Genomic DNA, 14277 nt, shown 5'->3' with positions numbered 1-14277 from the left:
CTCCTTATTTACGCAGCTTGGCGAAAGCCGCCGCCATCGCATTGCCGCTCGGGGGCGCGCTACGCTCCTGGCGCTGCTGATGCTGGGCCAGGCGCTTGCCGTCGTTGCGGTCGGCGCGCTGCTCCGGACGCGAACCCGGCGCCGGCGCGCTGTCGCTCAGGCGCATGGTGAGGGCGATGCGCTTGCGCTTCACGTCCACTTCCAGCACCTTGACCTTCACCACCTGGCCGGCCTTGACCACCGTGTGCGGATCTTTCACGAAGGTGTTCGACAGCGCCGAGATGTGCACCAGGCCGTCCTGGTGCACGCCGATATCCACGAAGGCGCCGAAGGCAGCCACGTTGGTCACCACGCCTTCCAGGATCATGTCCGGACGCAGGTCGGAGAGTTCTTCCACGCCTTCCTTGAAGGTGGCGGTGGTGAATTCCGGACGCGGGTCGCGGCCCGGCTTTTCCAGCTCCTTCAGGATGTCGGTCACGGTCGGCACGCCGAACTTCTCGTCCGCGTACTTGGCCGGGTTCAGGCTCTTGATGAGCGAGCTGTCGCCGATCACCGCCTTCATGTCGCGCTTGATATCGGCCAGGATCTTCTCGACCACCGGATAGGATTCCGGGTGCACGGCCGAGGCGTCCAGCGGGTTCTCGCCGCCCATCACGCGCAGGAAGCCGGCCGCCTGCTCGAAGGTCTTGTCGCCCAGGCGCGGCACCTGCTTCAGGGCCGCGCGCGAGCTGAACGCACCCTTCATGTCGCGGTAGGTGACGATGCTCTGCGCCACGCTGGAGGACAGGCCAGACACGCGCGCCAGCAGCGGCGCCGACGCGGTGTTCACGTCCACGCCGACCGCGTTCACGCAGTCTTCCACCACCGCGTCGAGCGAGCGCGCGAGCTGGGTCTGCGACACGTCGTGCTGGTACTGGCCCACGCCGATCGACTTGGGATCGATCTTCACCAGTTCCGCCAGCGGGTCCTGCAGGCGGCGCGCGATCGAGACCGCGCCGCGCAGCGACACGTCCAGCTCCGGCAGTTCGCGCGAGGCGAATTCCGAAGCCGAGTACACCGAGGCGCCGGCTTCCGACACCACGATCTTGGTCAGCTTGAGCTCGGGGCGCTGTTTGATGAGGTCCTGGGCCAGCTTGTCGGTCTCGCGCGAGGCGGTGCCGTTGCCGATCGAGACCAGGGACACGTTGTGCTTGGCCGCCAGCTGGCCGAGCACGTGCAGGGCGCCGTCCCAGTCGTTGCGCGGCTGGTGCGGATAGACGGTGGCGGTGTCGACCACCTTGCCGGTGGCGTCGACCACGGCCACCTTGACGCCGGTGCGCAGGCCAGGGTCCAGGCCCATGGTGGCGCGCGGACCGGCCGGTGCGGCCAGCAGCAGGGATTTCAGGTTGCGCGCGAAGACCTGGATCGCGTCCAGCTCGGCCTTTTCGCGCAGGGCGCCCATCAATTCGGTCTCGATGTACATGAAGCTCTTCACGCGCCAGGTCCAGCGCGCGGTGTCGAGCAGCCACTTGTCGGCCGGGCGGCCCGCGCCCTTGATGCCGAAGCGCGCCGCGATGCGGCTTTCGCAGGGATTGTGCGGCGCATCCCATTTCGGCTTTTCAAGCTCCGTATCGAGGCGCAGGGTCACGTCCAGCACGCCTTCGCGGCGGCCGCGCATCAGGGCCAGCGCGCGGTGCGAGGGCACGGTGGACAGCGGCTCCGAGTAATCGAAGTAGTCGGCGAACTTCTCGCCTTCGTCTTCCTTGCCGGCGACGACCTTGGACTCGACCACGCCGTGCTCCTGTACATACTCGCGCAGCGACTGCAGCAGCCCGGCATCTTCGGCGAAGCGCTCCATCAGGATCTGGCGCGCGCCGTCCAGCGCGGCCTTGGTGTCCGGCACGCCGGGGTTGGCGCCGCCGTCGGCATTGGTGAATGCTTCGCGCAGGTAGGCGCCGGCGGCTTCCTCGGGATTGAGCGTGGGGTCGGCCAGCAGGCTGTCCGCCAGCGGCGCCAGGCCGGCTTCGATCGCGATCTGGGCCTTGGTGCGGCGCTTCTGCTTGTAGGGCAGGTAGAGGTCTTCCAGGCGGGTCTTGTCTTCGGCGTGGGTGACGGCGTCGAGCAGTTCCGGCGTCATTTTGTTCTGCTCGGTGATCGAGGCGATGATCGCGGCGCGCCGGTCTTCCAGCTCGCGCAGGTAACGCAGGCGCTCTTCCAGGAGGCGCAGCTGGATGTCGTCCAGGCCGCCGGTGGCTTCCTTGCGGTAGCGGGCGATGAAGGGGACGGTGGCGCCTTCATCGAGAAGGGCGACGGCGGCCGCCACCTGGGCAGGTTTGGCGGACAGTTCGAGAGCGAGGCGTTGTTCGATGGATGGCAGCATGATGCAAATGTCAGAAGTCAAGCGGCCAATGATACGCAAACCGGAACGATACACCAGTCTTGACAGCGTCTCGCGAACATGAGAGAACAACCGGTTCTGTATGCGGCATCTGTTACGGCGATGCCGCATGAATGAGAATTGTCCGCTACGTGCGATTCCGAACAAAACGGAAGTGTCCGGATGACGGATAATGTACTTTATTGTCGTTTTGGTTACGCGCAGTTTTACGCACAACGTTAGGTATACGAGACCCCATGCACACAGTCGATTACCCACGCGAGAACGCCGGCGACGCAGCACCGGTCCGCGCTCCCGCAAGAGCTCCCGCCCTGCCCGCGCCGGTGGTGAGCTGGCTGCAACGGGTCGAAGCGGCTGCGCATCCGCAGCCGAAGCTGACCGCCGAGGTCACGGATCCCAAGGCCGCACAGTACAAATTCGTTTACGTGATGGCCCCCACCAGCGGCGGCCGCCATGTCGCCATCTGCCTGTGCAAGGCGCGCCTGCGCCCGAACGGCGACGTGGCCGCGGCCAGCCCGGTGAGCGAGGTGTTCTCGCTGCTGTCGGCGCCGCCCGCCTACCTTGAAGGCGACGACGTCGACCTGGTGCGCTTCTTCATCGCGATGCGCAGCGGCTCCTCGCAGGGCACCAGCGCCACCGAGCCGAAGGGCAAGGTCGGCGCCATCCTGCTGCAGATGCTGCTCGAGCAGGAAAAGCTGCTGTGGGCGAACTCCTGGTCCGACATGGCCAACGGCCTGGTGTATCCGCTGCAGGCGGGCCCGGTGCGCAAGGCCAACCTGGCCTGGCGCGACGAAGGCCGCGTGGCCAAGCTGGGCTGGTCGGTGGAACCGGCCAAGGGCGCCACCCACAGCGCCGCCGACCAGATCGACTACATGCTGCCGACCGACCCGCCGTGGTACATCGACAACCTGTCCTGCGGCGCGCTGGAACTCAACCGCGGCGGGATCGACATTTCGCTGGCCGAGCTGCAGGCGCTGGTGGCCCAGGCCCCGGCCCTCACCGGCAACGACAAGAAGCGCGTCTCGCAGCTGCTGCTGGCGCACGGCCTGCAGCAGCTGATGCCGCTGCCGCAACCGCTCACCCAGCGCCTGCGCAATGATGTAAAACCCATACCGCACCTGCTGCTGGATTCGGTGCAGCTGGCCGACGGCGGCGCGGCGCGCTGGATTGATTTCGCCGTGCTGGCCTACGACTACGACGGCCAGCGCGTGTCCTTCGACCCGTCGCAGCGCGTGGTGCGCCAGATCGGCGACGTCACCGAGATCATCGAGCGCGACCCGAAGGCCGAAAGCGCCGCGCTCACCAGGCTGAACGAACTGGGCTTCCGCAAGCCGGCCACCGCGCCCTTCAACGCCATGGCCGGCGCGCTTCAGCTGGAAAGCCAGGCGCACTGGCTGCGCTTCGCCGAGGGCGACCTGGATGCGCTGTCCGACGCCGGCTGGCATGTGCAGAAGTCCGCCAAGTACCGCTACGACGTGGTGCCGGTCGAGGACTGGTACGCCGACATCGACGAGCCGGAAGAAGCGGGCAATGCCTGGTTCGAGCTGGAGCTGGGCATCGTGGTCAACCGCAAGCGCGTGCCGCTGCTGCCGGTGCTGGTGCAGCTGATCCGCAGCGCGCCGGCCGACTTCGACCCGGCCGTGCTGGCCGCCCATGCGGAAGCCGACCAGATGCTGGCCGTGCTGCCGGACGGCGCCCGCGTGGCGCTGCCCTGGGGGCGCCTGAAGCCCATCCTGTCGACCCTGGGCGAGCTGTATTTCAACGACAAGATCAAGCAGCGCGTGCGCCTGTCCACGCTGGACGCGGCGCGCCTGGAAGAACTGGCGCGCGGCCTGGAACTGAAATGGACCGGCGGCGAGCAGCTGCGCGAGACCGGCCGCAAGCTGAGCCAGTTCGGCTCCGTCAAAAAGGTGCAGGCGCCGAAAGGCTTGCAGGCCACCCTGCGCGACTACCAGCTCGACGGCCTGTCGTGGATGCAGTTCCTGCGCGAGTACGACCTGGGCGGCATCCTGGCCGACGACATGGGTCTCGGTAAAACCGTCCAGACCCTGGCCCACATCCTCACCGAGAAGGAAGCGGGCCGCCTGACCAGCCCGGCCCTGGTGATCGCCCCGACTAGCCTGATGGGCAACTGGCAGGACGAAGCCGCGCGCTTCGCGCCAGACCTCAAGGTGCTGCTCCTGCAGGGCAAGGAGCGGGTCGACCTGTTCGACCAGATCGACCAGGCCGACATCGTGCTGACTACTTATGCGCTGCTGCCGCGCGACGAGGAACAGCTGCGCGAGCACCACTATCACCTGGTGATCCTGGACGAATCGCACTACATCAAGAACACCCGCTCCAAGGCGGCGCAGACGGCCGGCTCGCTGAACGCGCGCCACCGCCTGTGCCTGTCGGGCACCCCGCTCGAGAATCACCTGGGCGAGCTGTGGTCGCAGTTCCACTTCCTGCTGCCCGGCCTGCTGGGCGACGAAAAGACCTTCAACACCCAGTTCCGCCACCCGATCGAGCGCCAGGACGACCCGGTGCGCCGCATGCTGCTGAACCGCCGCATCCGTCCCTTCCTGCTGCGCCGGACCAAGGACAACGTGGCCAAGGAGCTGCCGCAGAAGACCGAGATGGTGCGCCGCATCGAGCTGTCCGGCCCGCAGCGCGACCTGTACGAGGCCGTGCGCCTGGCGATGGACAAGAAGGTGCGCGAGGAGATCGACCGTAAGGGCGTGGCGCGCAGCCAGATCGTGATCCTGGAAGCGCTGCTCAAGCTGCGCCAGGTGTGCTGCGACCCGCGCCTGGTGAAGGCGATGCCGGCCAAGAAGAACACGGCCGCGGTATCGGCCAAGCTGACGGACCTGATGCAGATGGTCGAGGACCTGCTGCAGGAAGGCCGCAAGATCCTGGTGTTCTCGCAGTTCACCAGCATGCTGGGCCTGATCGAGGAAGAACTGGACGCGCGCGACATTCCCTACGCGATCCTGACCGGCGAGACGCGCGACCGCTCGGCCCAGGTGGCTGCCTTCCAGCAGGGCGCGGTGCCGATCTTCCTGATCAGCCTGAAGGCCGGCGGCGTGGGCCTGAACCTGACCGCGGCCGACACCGTGATCCACTACGACCCGTGGTGGAACCCGGCGGCCGAGAACCAGGCCACCGACCGCGCCTGGCGCATCGGGCAGGACAAGCCGGTGTTCGTGTACAAGCTGATCGCCAAGGGTACGCTGGAAGAGAAGATCCAGCAGCTGCAGCAGAAGAAGTCGGAGCTGGCGCAGTCGATCCTGGCGGAAGGCGAATCGCAGAAGATGGCGCTGACGCAGGAGGATCTGCAGGCGATCTTTGCGCCGCTGGACGAGCAGTAAGCGCGGTGATGATAACAATGGCGGACTTTAGGTCCGCCATTTTTTTGATGCCGTGGCCTGCATACGAACTTGGGTCCCGGCCTTCGCCGGGACGACGTGCTATGGCTATTGGCTAGGTCAAACGTAGTGGTTGGCCGATAAACCGTCGTTCCGGCGAAGGCCGGAACCCAAGTTTGCCCGCCCACCACGAACAACAAAAAAGGCCGCCGCAGCGACCTTCGTGTTTACACTGCAAGGCAATCACTTGTAAAACGCCTCGACCTTGCCCTTCAGCTTGATCAGCATCGGCTTGCCTTTGCGATCCAGCGTCTTGCCGGCAGCGACCTTGATCCAGCCTTCGCTGAGGCAGTATTCCTCGACATCATGGCGATCCTTGTCGTTGAAGCGGATGCCGATCTCGCGCTGGAACACGTCCGGGTTGTGGAAAGGGCTGCTCGGGTCGATCGAGAGCCGGTCTGGGAGCGGGGGGAGGGTTGCGGTATCGTTCATAGTGTGCGAATTATCGCGCAAGTCCCCGCTCCGTGGCGTATTTCTTCAAATATGTCATGTCGGCAATATGACGACAGGTGTTGTCGTGCAAATAATGAACGTGAACGATATACTCTCGTTTCAGTCATAATCACCAGCTCGCCCCCAACCGAAAGCCCTGATGAATTTCACTGTCGACGCCGACGAGGCCACCACTGAGCCCGACGTCGGCGTATCCGCCGGACAGTTCCGCACCATGGCCGAACTGGGCGGCGATATCGCATTCGGCATCGCGCTGCCCGGTTTCCAGCTGCGCTATCTGAGCCCGGCCTTCGCGGCGCTGCTCGGCCACGACCCGTCCGCGCTGGAGCAGGCGCTCGCGCACCCGGCAGGGAATGCGCCGCTGGCCGTGCTGGCGGCCTGCCTGCGCGAAGCCGCGGCCGCCCTGCCTGGCGAACGCCGCTCGGCCGAGCTCGACGTTCCGAACCTGGAGGGCCGCGCGCTGCCGCTGGAAGTGCTGTCCACGGTGACGGCGGACACGCCGCCGATGCTGGTCGGCCTGCTGCGCGACCTGTCGCCGCGCCGCGCACAGCAGGCCGAGCAGAAGCGCTTCGCCAGCATGCTCAACCATGAATTCCGCACCCCGCTGGCGACCATCGACGGCGCCATCCAGCGCCTGGAAGCGACGGCGGTGAACGCCGACGAACCGACGCGCCAGCGCTACCGCAAGATCGGCGCGGCGGTCGACCGCCTGATCGGCATGCTGGACGAATACCTGTCGCCGGACCGCATGGCGGCCATCGGCAAGACGCGCCAGGCCAATACCCTGGCGGTCAACGAGCTGGTCGAAGCCGCGGCGGCCCAGGTGCGCGCCGCCGGGCGCGAGGCGATCGTCGACCTTGGTGCGCATGCCTTCCAGCTGCGCGGCGAACCGGCCGGCCTGCGGCTGGCGCTGAAGGTCCTGGTCGACAATGCGCTCGCCTTCTCGCCGCCGGGCACGCCGGTGTCGCTCAGCGTGCGCCCCGCCGCCGGCGGGGTCGACGTCGCCGTGCGCGACCAGGGCGGGGGTGTGCCGCAAGAAGATGCGGCACGCATATTCGACAAGGGTTATCGGGGCAGCAATGCAGCTGGCTTGCCGGGCAGCGGCCTGGGCCTCTATATGGCGCGCTCGATTTTGGACGTCCATGGCGGCAGCCTGCACTTGGCGCCGGGCAAAGAGGGCGAGAATGGCGCCGAATTCCGGCTTTGGTTGCCGTCGAGTGAGGGCAGCGGGCAACAACAGCTTGCTTCAGGAAGTCTCAGCAGTGATAATCGGTCCGGCGCGCCGACTCTGGCCGCCAGGAAAGAATGAATAACATGGCTAAACCATGACGCAGATATTGATTGTTGAAGACAATGGCGAATACGCCGACGACATGGCCGAGTTCTTGCGGGAGCTCGACCATGAGGTCACGATCGCCCGTACCGCCAGCGAGATGTGGGCCGCCCTGACGCGCACCCCTGCCGCCGTGGTGGTGCTCGACCTCGGCCTGCCGGACGAGGACGGCTTCAACGTCATCCCGCGCATGCGCCAGCTGTATCCGGAGATCGGCCTGCTGGTCCTGACCGGCCGGGTGGCCTTCGACAACCGCATCCTGGGCCTGCGCCTGGGCGCGGACCACTACCTGACCAAGCCGATCAAGTTCCCGGAACTGGCGGCCCACATCGAAGCCCTGGACCGCCGCGTGCGTCCGCAGGATCCGGCCCCGGCGCCGAGCAAGTGGACCCTGCGCGTGAGCGCGCGCCAGCTCGAGCTGATGGGCAAAGTGATCGACCTGACCGAAAAAGAGTGCAACTTCCTGCACCTGCTGACGATCAATACCCGTCCTGTCCCGCGCCATGTGATCGTGGCGGGCATGGGCGGCGAGGACCCGGACGCCAGCCGCCGGGTCGACATGCTGGTCTACCGCCTGCGCAAGAAGGCCCGCTCTGGCCTGGGCCAGGACCTGCCGCTGCGCAGCGCCTACGGCGAAGGCTACAGCCTCTCCGCCGGCTTCACGCTGGCCTGATCCGCAAAGGGACCTCCGAGGTCCCTTTTCTTTTAATGAGGGTCAGAGTCGATTTATTGGCCAATAGCCCGGCGGACAATTAGGGTCAGAGTCGAATTACTGGCCAATTTCCTGCTCGATCTGGCTGTCCGGCGAGGATTCTGGTTAATTAGGGACAGAGTCAACTGATTTTCTTCCCTGTATTCAAATAAATGGGGACGGAGTCGCGCTGGTTTGGCTGTGGCTTGAGATTAATTAGGGACAGAGTCAATTTTTCATGTAGAATGCCTGCTCATCGTTTGAGCAGATGCCATGGCACGCCTTCCCCGACTCATCGTTCCGAACCAGCCCTACCACGTCATCCAGCGTGGGAATAACCGTCAGCCTATCTTCCGCGAAGAGGCCGACTACCAGCGCTTCCTGGTCTGGCTGAAGGAGACCGCCCGCTTCTATGAAGTGGCGATCCATGCCTATGTGCTGATGCCGAACCACCTGCACCTGCTGGCGACGCCTTCGAACGACACGGGCCTGGCCCTGATGATGCAGAAGGTGGGCCGCTTCTACGTCCCCTGGTTCAACAACAAGTACGAGCGCACCGGCAGCCTGTTCGAAGGCCGGTTCCGCACCTCGCTAATCGATACCGAACGCTATTTCCTGGCCTGCAGCCGCTACATCGAGCTTAATCCGGTCCGCGCCCAGCTGGTGAATGCGCCGGCGGACTATCCCTGGTCGAGCTACGTCCACCACGCGGGGGTGCGTTCCGACAGCATCGTCACCGAACACTCCCTCTACTGGAGCCTGGGCAACACGCCCTTCCAGCGCGAGGCGGCCTACATCGCCCTGGTGGAGCAGGGCATGTCCCAGCAGGAAGTCGATTTCATCACGACCTCGATCCTGAAGAACGCCCCGCTGGGCTCGGACGCCTTCAAGGCCGATCTCGAGCGTAAAACCAAGCGCCAGATCCTTCCTGCCAAGCGCGGCCGCCCGTTCCGGGAACCGATTCCGCCTCTTCCCTAGCCCTGAGCAAGACTCTCTCCTACTGACGGCACGGTTATCCGTGCCGTTTTCACTTGTATTTTTTGATTCAAAATCAACGGCTTGCGTTTAGGAAAGCTGGCTCTTATCCATCCCGATTGACTCTGTCCCCAATTAATTGACTTCTCAAAAAGTTGTCAAACAATTCGACTCTGACCCTAATTATTCTTGTTGCCGATTCTGCTGCATTGCACTATTCTCGATTTAATACCCCTACCAAAGCTGTGGAGAAAGCCTCATGATTGCCCAAGGTTTGTACGATCCCGCCAATGAACACGACGCCTGCGGCGTCGGGTTCGTCGCCCATATCAAGGGCAACAAGAGCCATTCGATCATCGAGCAAGGCCTGATGATCCTGAAGAACCTGGACCACCGGGGCGCCGTGGGCGCCGATGCGCTGATGGGCGATGGGGCAGGCATCCTGATCCAGATTCCTGACCAGTACTTCCGCGACGAGATGGCCAAGCAGGGCGTCGAACTGCCGCCGCCCGGCGAATACGGCGTGGGCATGGTCTTCCTGCCGAAAGAACACGCCTCGCGCATCGCCTGCGAACAGGAGATCGAGCGCGCCGTGCGCATCGAAGGCCAGGTCGTGCTGGGCTGGCGCAACGTGCCGGTCGACGAAGCCATGCCGATGTCGCCCTTCGTCAAGGCCAAGGAGCCGGTGATCCGCCAGATCTTCATCGGCCGCGGCCCGGACATCATGGTCACCGACGCGCTGGAACGTAAGCTCTACGTGATCCGCAAGTCCTCCGGCCACGCGATCCAGGCGCTCAAGCTCCTGCACGGCAAGGAATTCTTCGTGCCCTCGATGTCGGCGCGCACCATCGTCTACAAGGGCCTGCTGCTGGCCGACCAGGTCGGCGTCTACTACAAGGACCTGCAGGACCCGCGCTGCATCTCGGCCCTGGCCCTGGTGCACCAGCGCTTCTCCACCAACACCTTCCCGGAATGGCCGCTGGCCCACCCCTACCGCCTGATCGCGCACAACGGCGAGATCAACACCGTGAAGGGCAACTTCAACTGGACCCGCGCCCGCGAAGGCATGCTCAAGTCCGCCGTGCTGGGCGAGGACCTGAACAAGCTGTTCCCGCTGATTTACGAAGGCCAGTCCGACACCGCCTGCTTCGACAACGCGCTCGAGCTGCTGGTGATGGCCGGCTATCCGGTCGCCCAGGCGATGATGATGATGATCCCGGAAGCCTGGGAAAACCATACGTCCATGGACGACAACCGCCGCGCCTTCTACGAATACCACGCCGCGATGATGGAGCCGTGGGACGGCCCGGCCGCGATGGCCTTCACCGACGGCCGCCACATCGGCGGCACCCTGGACCGCAACGGCCTGCGCCCGGCGCGCTACGTGGTCACCGAGGACGACCTGGTGGTGATGGCTTCCGAATCCGGCGTGCTGCCGATTCCCGAGTCGCGCATCGTCAAGAAGTGGCGCCTCCAGCCGGGCAAGATGTTCCTGATCGACCTCGAAGCCGGCCGCATCATCGACGACAAGGAACTGAAGGACACCTACTCGAACGCCAAGCCCTACAAGGCCTGGATCAAGTCGGTGCGCATCAAGCTCAACGAAATCAAGCTGTCGGAATCGCAGCTGGCCCTGCACCGCGCCAAGGATGCGCACGCCCAGGGCGAGAAGGCGGCCATCACCCTGCTGGACCGTCAGCAAGCCTTCGGCTATACCCAGGAAGACCTGAAGTTCCTGATGGCGCCGATGGCCGTGCTGGCCGAGGAAGCCACCGGCTCGATGGGCAACGACTCGCCGCTGGCCGTCACCTCGAACAAGCTCAAGCCGCTGTACAACTACTTCAAGCAGCTGTTCGCCCAGGTCACCAATCCACCGATCGACCCGATCCGCGAAAGCATGGTGATGTCGCTGGTGTCCTTCATCGGCCCCAAGCCGAACCTGCTGGACACCAACAACGTCAACCCGCCGATGCGCCTCGAGGTGTCGCAGCCGATCCTGAACTTCGACGACATGGCGCGCCTGCGCCACATCAGCCAGCACACCGGCGGCAAGTTCAAGTCGTATGAGCTGAACATCTGCTACCCGACCAGCTGGGGCAAGGAAGGCATCGAAGCCTCGATCGCCTCGCTGTGCGCCGAAGCCGTCGACGCGGTCAAGTCCGGCCACAACATCCTGATCGTCTCCGACCGCAAGCTGTCGGCCGACATGGTCGCGATCCCCGCGCTGCTGGCGACGTCCAGCATCCACCAGCACCTGGTGGCGCGCGGCCTGCGCGCCTCCACAGGCCTGGTGGTGGAAACCGGCTCGGCCCGCGAAACCCACCATTTCGCCCTGCTGGCGGGCTACGGCGCGGAAGCCGTGCACCCCTACCTGGCGCTGGAAACCCTGGCCGAGCTGGCCCATGGCCTGCCGCACGAGATGTCGGCCGACACCGCCATCTACAACTACATCAAGGCGACCGGCAAGGGCCTGATGAAGGTGATGTCCAAGATGGGCATCTCCACCTACATGTCCTATTGCGGCGCCCAGATCTTCGAAGCCGTCGGCCTGAACAAGTCGCTGGTCGACAAGTACTTCAAGGGCACCTCGTCCAACGTGGAAGGCATCGGCCTGTTCGAAGTGGCGGAAGAGGCGCTGCGCCTGCACACGCTCGCCTTCGGCAACGACCCGGTGCTGGCGAATGCGCTCGACGTGGGCGGCGAATACGCCTACCGCGTGCGCGGCGAGGACCACCTGTGGACGCCGGACGCGATCGCCAAGCTGCAGCACTCGACCCGCGCCAACAACTTCAGCACCTATAAAGAATACGCCCAGCTGATCAACGACCAGACCCGCCGCCACCTGACCCTGCGCGGCCTGTTCGAGTTCAAGATCGACCCGAGCAAGGCGATCCCGCTGGATGAAGTGGAGCCGGCCAAGGAAATCGTCAAGCGCTTCGCCACCGGCGCCATGTCGCTGGGCTCGATCTCGACCGAAGCCCACGCCACCCTGGCGATCGCGATGAACCGCATCGGTGGCAAGAGCAACACCGGCGAAGGCGGCGAAGACCCGGCGCGCTACACCAATGAATTCAAGGGCATCAAGATCAGCAAGGGCGAGACCCTGGCATCGATCCTGGGCAGCGAACGCGTGGTGGCCGACATTCCGCTGGAAGAGGGTGACTCGCTGCGCTCCAAGATCAAGCAGGTGGCCTCGGGCCGCTTCGGCGTGACCGCCGAGTACCTGAACTCGGCCGACCAGATCCAGATCAAGATGGCGCAGGGCGCCAAGCCGGGCGAAGGCGGCCAGCTGCCGGGCCACAAGGTGTCCGAATACATCGCGTCCCTGCGCTTCTCGGTGCCGGGGGTGGGCCTGATCTCGCCGCCGCCGCACCACGACATCTATTCGATCGAAGACCTGGCGCAGCTGATCCACGACCTGAAGAACGCCAATCCGCGCGCCTCGATCTCGGTCAAGCTGGTGTCGGAAGTCGGCATCGGCACCGTGGCTGCCGGCGTCTCGAAAGCCAAGGCCGACCACCTGGTGGTGGCGGGCCATGACGGCGGCACCGGCGCTTCGCCGCTGTCCTCGGTCAAGCACGCCGGCACCCCGTGGGAGCTGGGCCTGGCCGAAACGCAGCAGACCCTGGTGCTGAACGGCTTGCGCAGCCGCATTCGGGTCCAGGCCGACGGCCAGATGCGTACCGGCCGCGACGTCGTGATCGCCGCCATGCTGGGCGCCGACGAAGTCGGCTTCGCCACCGCGCCGCTGGTGGTCGAAGGCTGCATCATGATGCGCAAGTGCCACCTGAATACCTGCCCGGTGGGCGTGGCGACGCAAGACCCGGTCCTGCGCGCCAAGTTCCAGGGCAAGCCGGAACACGTGGTGAACTACTTCTTCTTCGTCGCCGAAGAAGCGCGCCAGCTGATGGCGCAGCTGGGCATCCGTACCTACGACGAACTGATCGGCCGCGCCGACCTGCTCGACAAATCCAAGGCCATCGGCCACTGGAAGGCGCAGGGCCTGGATTTCTCGAACATCTTCTACCAGCCGAAGACCGATTCGCGCGCCCAGCTCTTCCACACCGGCGAGCAGGACCACGGCCTGGACAAGGCGCTGGACCACAAGCTGATCGCGCAGGCGAAAGCGGCGCTGGAAAAGGGCGAGCGCGTCTCCTTCATCTCGCCGGTGAAGAACGTCAACCGCACCGTGGGCGCCATGCTGTCGGGCGAAGTGGCCAAGCGCTACGGCCATGCCGGCCTGCCGGACGACACCATCCATATCCAGCTGCAGGGCACCGCCGGCCAGTCGGCCGCGGCCTTCCTGGCGGCCGGCATCACGATGGACCTGGTTGGCGAAGGCAACGACTATGTGGGCAAGGGCCTGTCGGGCGGCCGCATCATCGTGCGTCCGAACACCGAGTTCCGCGGCTGGGCGGTGGACAACATCATCGTCGGCAACACCGTGCTGTACGGCGCGATTGCGGGCGAGGCCTTCTTCAACGGCGTGGCGGGCGAGCGTTTCGCGGTCCGTAACTCGGGCGCCACCGCGGTGGTGGAAGGCTGCGGCGACCACGGCTGCGAATACATGACCGGCGGTACGGTCGTGGTGCTGGGCGAGACCGGCCGCAACTTCGCGGCGGGCATGTCGGGCGGCGTGGCCTATGTGTACGACCCGAAGGGCGAGTTCGAGGGCAAGTGCAATACCTCGATGGTGAACCTGGAAGCGGTGCTGCCGGCCAAGCAGCAGTCCGACAAGTCCGGCTGGCACAGCCAGACCCGCGACGGCGAGCGCGAATCCGACGAAACCATCCTGCGCCGCCTGATCGAACGCCACTTCAAGCACACGGGTTCCACCCGCGCGCGCAACCTGCTCGACGACTGGGCCAACAGCCGCACCAAGTTCGTCAAGGTCTTCCCGACCGACTACAAGCGGGCGCTCGAAGAGATGCACAACTCGAGCATGGAAGAGGCGAACGACAAGATCGAGATGGCGGCGTAAAGCCTGCCGATAACAGATGAACCGTCGTCCCCGCGCAGGCCGGGACCCAAGTTTGCCAGC

At 65.1% G+C, this 14277-nt stretch carries 7 protein-coding genes; 5 read left to right on the top strand and 2 right to left on the bottom strand.

The window, feature by feature from the left end; all coding sequences use genetic code 11:
• Positions 1-4: 4 nt before the first annotated feature.
• A complete protein-coding gene (locus J8847_RS01495) occupies positions 5-2359 on the bottom strand; it encodes a Tex family protein (protein WP_211522922.1) in 2355 nt (784 codons plus the stop codon).
• 254 nt (positions 2360-2613) lie between these two features.
• Here J8847_RS01495 and J8847_RS01490 point away from each other — a divergent pair, with 254 nt between their 5' ends.
• Positions 2614-5727 carry a DEAD/DEAH box helicase gene (locus J8847_RS01490; protein WP_211522921.1) on the top strand — a complete coding sequence of 1038 codons (3114 nt, stop codon included), beginning with the start codon at positions 2614-2616 and terminating at the stop codon, positions 5725-5727.
• A gap of 240 nt (positions 5728-5967) precedes the next feature.
• Here J8847_RS01490 and J8847_RS01485 read toward each other — a convergent pair whose 3' ends face one another.
• Complete coding sequence (locus J8847_RS01485) at positions 5968-6216, bottom strand: DUF3297 family protein (protein ID WP_211522920.1); 249 nt, start codon at positions 6214-6216, stop codon at positions 5968-5970.
• A 160-nt stretch (positions 6217-6376) separates the two neighbouring features.
• Here J8847_RS01485 and J8847_RS01480 point away from each other — a divergent pair, with 160 nt between their 5' ends.
• From J8847_RS01480 to J8847_RS01465, 4 genes are all read left to right on the top strand, one after another.
• A complete protein-coding gene (locus J8847_RS01480; RefSeq protein WP_211522919.1) occupies positions 6377-7546 on the top strand; it encodes a sensor histidine kinase KdpD in 1170 nt (389 codons plus the stop codon).
• A 16-nt stretch (positions 7547-7562) separates the two neighbouring features.
• Positions 7563-8243 carry a response regulator transcription factor gene (locus J8847_RS01475; protein ID WP_211521617.1) on the top strand — a complete coding sequence of 227 codons (681 nt, stop codon included), beginning with the start codon at positions 7563-7565 and terminating at the stop codon, positions 8241-8243.
• A 291-nt stretch (positions 8244-8534) separates the two neighbouring features.
• The gene (locus tag J8847_RS01470; RefSeq protein WP_211522918.1) at positions 8535-9239 is read left to right on the top strand and encodes a transposase; all 705 of its coding nucleotides are present in this window, start codon (positions 8535-8537) and stop codon (positions 9237-9239) included.
• Positions 9240-9495: 256 nt separating this feature from the next.
• The gene (locus J8847_RS01465) at positions 9496-14217 is read left to right on the top strand and encodes a glutamate synthase-related protein (RefSeq protein ID WP_211522917.1); all 4722 of its coding nucleotides are present in this window, start codon (positions 9496-9498) and stop codon (positions 14215-14217) included.
• Positions 14218-14277 lie beyond the last annotated feature (60 nt).

Origin of the sequence: Massilia sp. AB1 (assembly GCF_018119385.1) — a bacterium.
In the GTDB taxonomy this organism is placed as follows: domain Bacteria; phylum Pseudomonadota; class Gammaproteobacteria; order Burkholderiales; family Burkholderiaceae_D; genus Telluria.
This window is presented reverse-complemented; position numbering and strand designations above follow the sequence as displayed.